Here is a 5,263-nt window from a genome sequence, read left to right as displayed (position 1 = left end):
TGCAAACTATAATTTACACTCAGTGGGCTTTGGCTAATTGTAATATTTGACCTAAAAAGCCCACTGACTGCGTACCAGGAATATACGTTGTTCTTTTCCATGATTATCACCACCTGTGACATTTAGTACATCAATATAGTTGGCCGAAAATCTCAACATCGGTACCGGATACCAGTTCACACCGTAAGTAATGTTCTGAATTTCACCACCATCAATCAGCTTGTCATTCAAATCGAGGCTGCTGTATCGCAAGGTTAATTCCCAGGCACCGATACCCCCATCGCCTAAACGCTTATTAGGTGAAGGGCTGCCAAAGTCGCCACGCTCATAATTTAATGAGTCATCGGTCAGGAAGAATCCAGTTTGAAAATGCCAACCACTGAATTGCAGATTTTCAGCATTATTACGATCAACGGTAGTCAATACATATTCTGATTGTGCTGATAAACGACCACGAATCATTGCCCACTCAAGTCCGTAACGGGTAAAACTTTTGGTGTTATCAATATCGCCGGTATCAACAATATTGTTGCCGGCAACGCGGGCTTCCGGTTCATCACTGAATTCGATCACGCCGACATCTTCGACATTGCGATACATGCTAGCGATACCAAAATGTAGCAGACGATCTTTTTCGTTATTAATCGGCGCTACGGTAAAACGTGCACCCACGCCCCAACCTTCATCCACAATCGGATTCTGCCGAGTTGCTGTTTCACCAAACAAACCTGCTGCTGCGGTCCAGTGCTGTTTTTTGGTATCGGCCATCACACCAATGTAACGATCACCACCAAAGGCACCCAGCAAACTACGTTCAATTAATTGCGAGTTACTGGAACTGCTGCGGTATTGCAACTGGAATGGGATTTCCATCAACCCCATACGTAAGCGTGTATCTTCAAACCCCAGATAAGAGACAAAGGAATCACGCAATTTTCCGCCGTCGGCAAAATCATAATCGAGTTGAAAACCCCAATCTTTATACATTCGACCAGTCCAGGCTAATCTGGCGCGGCGAATATTGGTGCCATCACCCATTTCTGGTTTGCCCATGTAATCTGCGGCATCAATCATCAAGCGTCCACGCAGTCGGGTTTCAAATTCACCGTCGGTTGTTCTTACCCGCAAGCCACCTTTGGTGGTGACTTCTACTTCGGGAGGTTGCGTGGCTAATTCAAGTTTTTCAGCGATTTCCTGTTTTTCTTTAGCTGACTGTTGTTGGTTTTGTTCCAGCTCTGCCAGCAAGCGACCGTATTGTTCTTCACTGACCATGCCATTTTCATGCAGCATATCAACTAGCAAACGTAATTCTGAGGCTTGGCTTACGAGCGGCAAAGCGAGAAACACGACGAAAAACAATTTTAAAATCGAATGGGGCATAGTTGAACTCAGCATTAAGTTGAACTGCTCGGGAAGTTATGCCTTCACGAACATAGGAAAAATTCCTATACGCAGTTTAGAGTATTGATACTGAATTCAAACTTAATTTTGAAAATTAAATGTTAGAAGATGGAACTTTCTTCAGATAGATCGTTGCCAATGTCCAGATTTACCACCGGCTTTTTCCTGCAGGCAAACATCGGTTATCACCATGCCGCGATCTACTGCTTTACACATATCGTAGATAGTTAACAGCGTTATCTGCACCGCAGTAAGTGCTTCCATTTCCACACCGGTTTGGCCCGATGTAGCAACTTCAGCCTGACAATTCACAGCATTATTGGCAGCATCAATTTCAAACTCGACTGTCACTTTACTTAGTGCCAGCGGATGACAAAGCGGAATTAAATCCGAGGTGCGTTTGGCCGCCATAATGCCGGCAATGCGGGCAATACCCAAGACATCACCTTTTTTATGATTGCCCTGCTCAATCAATTTCAAAGTTTCCGGCAACATAACAATCCGCCCACTGGCGACAGCTTTGCGTTGTGTCACCGCTTTGTTGCCGACATCGACCATGTGCGCTTCACCGGCCTGATTAAAATGGGTTAATTCTGCCATTTGGGGTGTTATCCTTATGTTTTTATCCGGGAACAATCAACCAGATGTCTATTCAAGTCAAATTTTTTGCCAGCCTGCGAGAAAGTCTGGGACAGAGTGAGACCACGGTAGAACAGGTCTCTACTGTGTCCGAAGTTTGGGACCTGGCAACGCAATCAGCCACACCACCGAATAACTTACTGGTCGCCGTCAATCTTGACTACGCCAATATGCAAAGCCTGGTGAATGATGGTGATGAAGTCGCTTTCTTCCCCCCCGTGACCGGAGGTTAATCATGGCCACGCATATACTTGATGAAGACTTTCAGCCTTATGAATGGCTCAGTGAGTTTTCCCAGCAGATGCCTGCAGGCAGAGATGGTGCAGCTGCCAGCTTTATCGGAACTATGCGTGATTATAATGATGATGCAACCGTTAGAACCATGTCGCTGGAACATTATCCCGCCATGACTCAGCGTTATCTCGAACAATTAGAAAAACAGGCTAAAACCGACTGGCCGTTAAATGATTGTCTGATCGTGCATCGTGTTGGTGAAGTGTTTCCCGGTGAAGCAATTGTATTAATCGGTTGCTGGTCAGCCCATCGCCGTGCAGCTCTGGATGCCTGCAACTGGCTAATCGAAGAGCTGAAATATAAAGCCCCGTTCTGGAAAAAAGAACAGAATCAGAGTGGCGAACGCTGGGTGGAATCCAATACCGACGGTTTATAGGAGTTGACTATGATTACCGGAATTTATGCCGCACTGGCGGCGTTGTTGATTGTCGCTTTGGCTCTTAATGTCATCAGTCTGCGAAGACATCATAAAGTGGCTTTGGGCGATGGTGGACATCAGGATTTACTTGCTGCGATTCGGGCTCATGCCAATGCTGTTGAGTATCTGCCGATTGGTCTGCTGCTGCTATTACTCCTAGAACTCAGCCAAGGCCCAGCCTGGTTAATCCATTTACTGGGCAGCCTGTTTATCATCGGTCGACTGATTCACGCCAATGGTGTGAGCAAAGCCATCATTCCCCGACGAATTATTGGTATGCAAATCACCATATGGCTGTTGATCATGATGGCGATATTGAATCTGTTAGCGTTTGCCGGTATTCAACTACCGGGTTGAGTCTTCTTCATCCAATCCCAACTCTGACCAAATCGCATCAACCCGAGCAACAATCGCCGGATCTTTCTCAATCGGTCTGCCCCACTCGCGGTTGGTTTCACCGGGAAGTTTATTAGTGGCATCCATACCCATTTTGGAGCCAAGACCCGAAACGGGTGAGGCAAAATCCAAATAATCTATCGGTGTGTTTTCGATTAAAACCGTATCCCGAGCCGGATCCATCCGTGTGGTAATCGCCCAGATTACGTCCTGCCAATCGCGTACATTGACATCATCATCGACGACGATCACGAATTTTGTATACATAAACTGCCGTAAAAATGACCAGACGCCCATCATTACTCGCTTGGCATGACCGGCATATTGTTTTTTCATGCTGACCACTGCCATACGATATGAACACCCTTCAGGTGGCAGATAAAAATCGACAATCTCAGGAAACTGCTTCTGCAAAATCGGCACAAACACTTCGTTTAATGCCACCCCTAAAATCGCCGGTTCATCGGGTGGTCGGCCAGTATAAGTGCTGTGATAAATCGGGTTCTTACGCTGGGTAATACGCTCAATGGTAAACACCGGGAAGCTGTCCACTTCATTGTAATAACCAGTGTGATCGCCATATGGTCCTTCCGGTGCCATATCATCGGGATAAATAAAGCCTTCCAGCACAATCTCGGCATGGGCGGGTACCTGCAGATCACTACCGATACATTTCACCAATTCAGTTTTGCTGCCACGTAACAAGCCAGCAAATGCATATTCAGAAAGCGTGTCTGGAACAGGTGTCACGGCACCTAAAATAGTGGCCGGATCACAGCCAAGAACTACTGCAATCGGAAACGGTTCGCCAGGATGCGTTTGCTGCCATTCTTTAAAATCCAGCGCCCCACCACGATGCGATAACCAACGCATGATTACCCGGTTTTTACCAATAACCTGCTGCCGATAAATACCCAGATTCTGCCGAGTTTTATGCGGCCCTTTAGTCACCACCAAACCCCAGGTAATTAATGGTGCAGCATCTTCCGGCCAGCACAGTTGAATTGGATATTCCCCCAAATCAATAGCATCGCCCTCAATCACCTGCTCCTGACAAGGTGCTTTTTTCACCACCTTCGGGCCCATATTTAAAACCTGACGAAAGATTGGCAACTTATCCCAGGCGTCTTTCATGCCCTTAGGCGGTTCAGGTTCTTTTAAAAAAGCCAGTAACTTGCCGACTTCCCGCAATGCCTCAACAGAATCCTCACCCATGCCCAATGCCACACGTTTTGGCGTACCAAACAGATTAGCTAATACTGGAATCTTGCTGCCTTTAGGGTTCTCAAACAGAATCGCCGGACCACCAGCACGCAATACCCGATCACAAATCTCCGTCATCTCCAGATGAGGATCTACCTCGGTGGTGATGCGTTTTAGCTCGCCCTGTTTTTCCAGGTTGGTGATGAAGTCTCTTAGGTCCGTGTATTTCATTTAATTATTTATTTAATCTTTAATTGAGTAGATTAGCAGCTTATGAAGGAGATATTTAAATCTCCATTAACATTATATTTAATGGGCCTGTAAATATACCCTTGTACTGATGCAAATTTATCGGAGGCAACATGTCAGACAAAAACTCTCATGTTAAAGAGTTCATCAACTACTATTGCAACTTAGATGTAGTTCCAGAATATGCATTATTTATTGCTGGTTCATGGGGTAGCGGTAAATCACATCTTGTACAAGATTGTATAGCTGAATTGAAAAAACAGAAGGAAACTCTCAATTTCTTATACGTCAGTCTGTATGGAATTACCTCCACAGAAGATATTGAAACAAAATTTTTCCAAATATTGAATCCATTTTTATCGAGCAAAAAAATGGTTTTAGCTGGAAGAATTGCAAAGGGCGTTCTGAGAGGCTCACTCAAAATTGATCTTGATGGTGATGGAAAGCATGACGCTTCCGCAGAAGTAACAGTACCCAGTATCAAATTAGCTCACTACATGACAGATACTAGAAATTATATTCTTGTTTTTGATGATCTTGAGCGTTGCACAATGGACTTAAACAGAGTTCTTGGGTACATAAATTATTTTGTTGAAAAGGAGGGTTATAAAGTAATACTTATTGCTGATGAAGATAAGCTCACAAATCCACCAGATGACACAA

General features: G+C 45.0%; 7 protein-coding genes. 4 read left to right on the top strand and 3 right to left on the bottom strand.

The window, feature by feature from the left end; genetic code table 11:
* Nucleotides 1–51: 51 nt before the first annotated feature.
* Together A9E74_RS13335 and moaC are read right to left on the bottom strand one after the other, a co-directional pair.
* Nucleotides 52–1,395, bottom strand: coding sequence for a porin (locus A9E74_RS13335; protein ID WP_245652176.1), 1,344 nt, complete (start codon nucleotides 1,393–1,395; stop codon nucleotides 52–54).
* 126 nt (nucleotides 1,396–1,521) lie between these two features.
* Nucleotides 1,522–2,001, bottom strand: a complete 480-nt coding sequence (gene moaC / locus A9E74_RS13330; RefSeq protein ID WP_069297090.1) for a cyclic pyranopterin monophosphate synthase MoaC — start codon at nucleotides 1,999–2,001, stop codon at nucleotides 1,522–1,524.
* Between the two features lie 44 nt (nucleotides 2,002–2,045).
* Between moaC and moaD the strand changes: the two genes are divergently transcribed.
* The 3 genes from moaD to A9E74_RS13315 are packed head-to-tail and all read left to right on the top strand — an operon-like array spanning nucleotide 2,046 to nucleotide 3,109.
* Nucleotides 2,046–2,273 carry a molybdopterin converting factor subunit 1 gene (moaD, locus tag A9E74_RS13325; RefSeq protein ID WP_069297089.1) on the top strand — a complete coding sequence of 76 codons (228 nt, stop codon included), beginning with the start codon at nucleotides 2,046–2,048 and terminating at the stop codon, nucleotides 2,271–2,273.
* A 2-nt stretch (nucleotides 2,274–2,275) separates the two neighbouring features.
* Nucleotides 2,276–2,710, top strand: coding sequence for a molybdenum cofactor biosynthesis protein MoaE (locus A9E74_RS13320; protein WP_069297088.1), 435 nt, complete (start codon nucleotides 2,276–2,278; stop codon nucleotides 2,708–2,710).
* 9 nt (nucleotides 2,711–2,719) lie between these two features.
* Nucleotides 2,720–3,109 carry an MAPEG family protein gene (locus A9E74_RS13315; RefSeq protein ID WP_069297087.1) on the top strand — a complete coding sequence of 130 codons (390 nt, stop codon included), beginning with the start codon at nucleotides 2,720–2,722 and terminating at the stop codon, nucleotides 3,107–3,109.
* Here the strand turns inward: A9E74_RS13315 and ubiD are convergent.
* Nucleotides 3,098–4,582: a 4-hydroxy-3-polyprenylbenzoate decarboxylase gene (gene ubiD, locus A9E74_RS13310; protein WP_069297086.1), complete on the bottom strand. Its 1,485-nt coding sequence runs from the start codon at nucleotides 4,580–4,582 to the stop codon at nucleotides 3,098–3,100. The two genes, A9E74_RS13315 and ubiD, sit on opposite strands and share 12 nt — an antisense overlap.
* A 131-nt stretch (nucleotides 4,583–4,713) precedes the next feature.
* Between ubiD and A9E74_RS13305 the strand changes: the two genes are divergently transcribed.
* On the top strand, nucleotides 4,714–5,263 hold a 550-nt coding region (locus A9E74_RS13305; RefSeq protein WP_218104327.1), incomplete at its 3' end, for a P-loop NTPase fold protein.

It is taken from the genome of Methylophaga muralis (genome assembly GCF_001720165.1).
In the GTDB taxonomy this organism is placed as follows: Bacteria; Pseudomonadota; Gammaproteobacteria; order Nitrosococcales; family Methylophagaceae; genus Methylophaga; species Methylophaga muralis.
The sequence above is the reverse complement of the archived record's forward strand: the minus strand, read 5'-3'. Positions and strand labels throughout refer to the sequence as shown.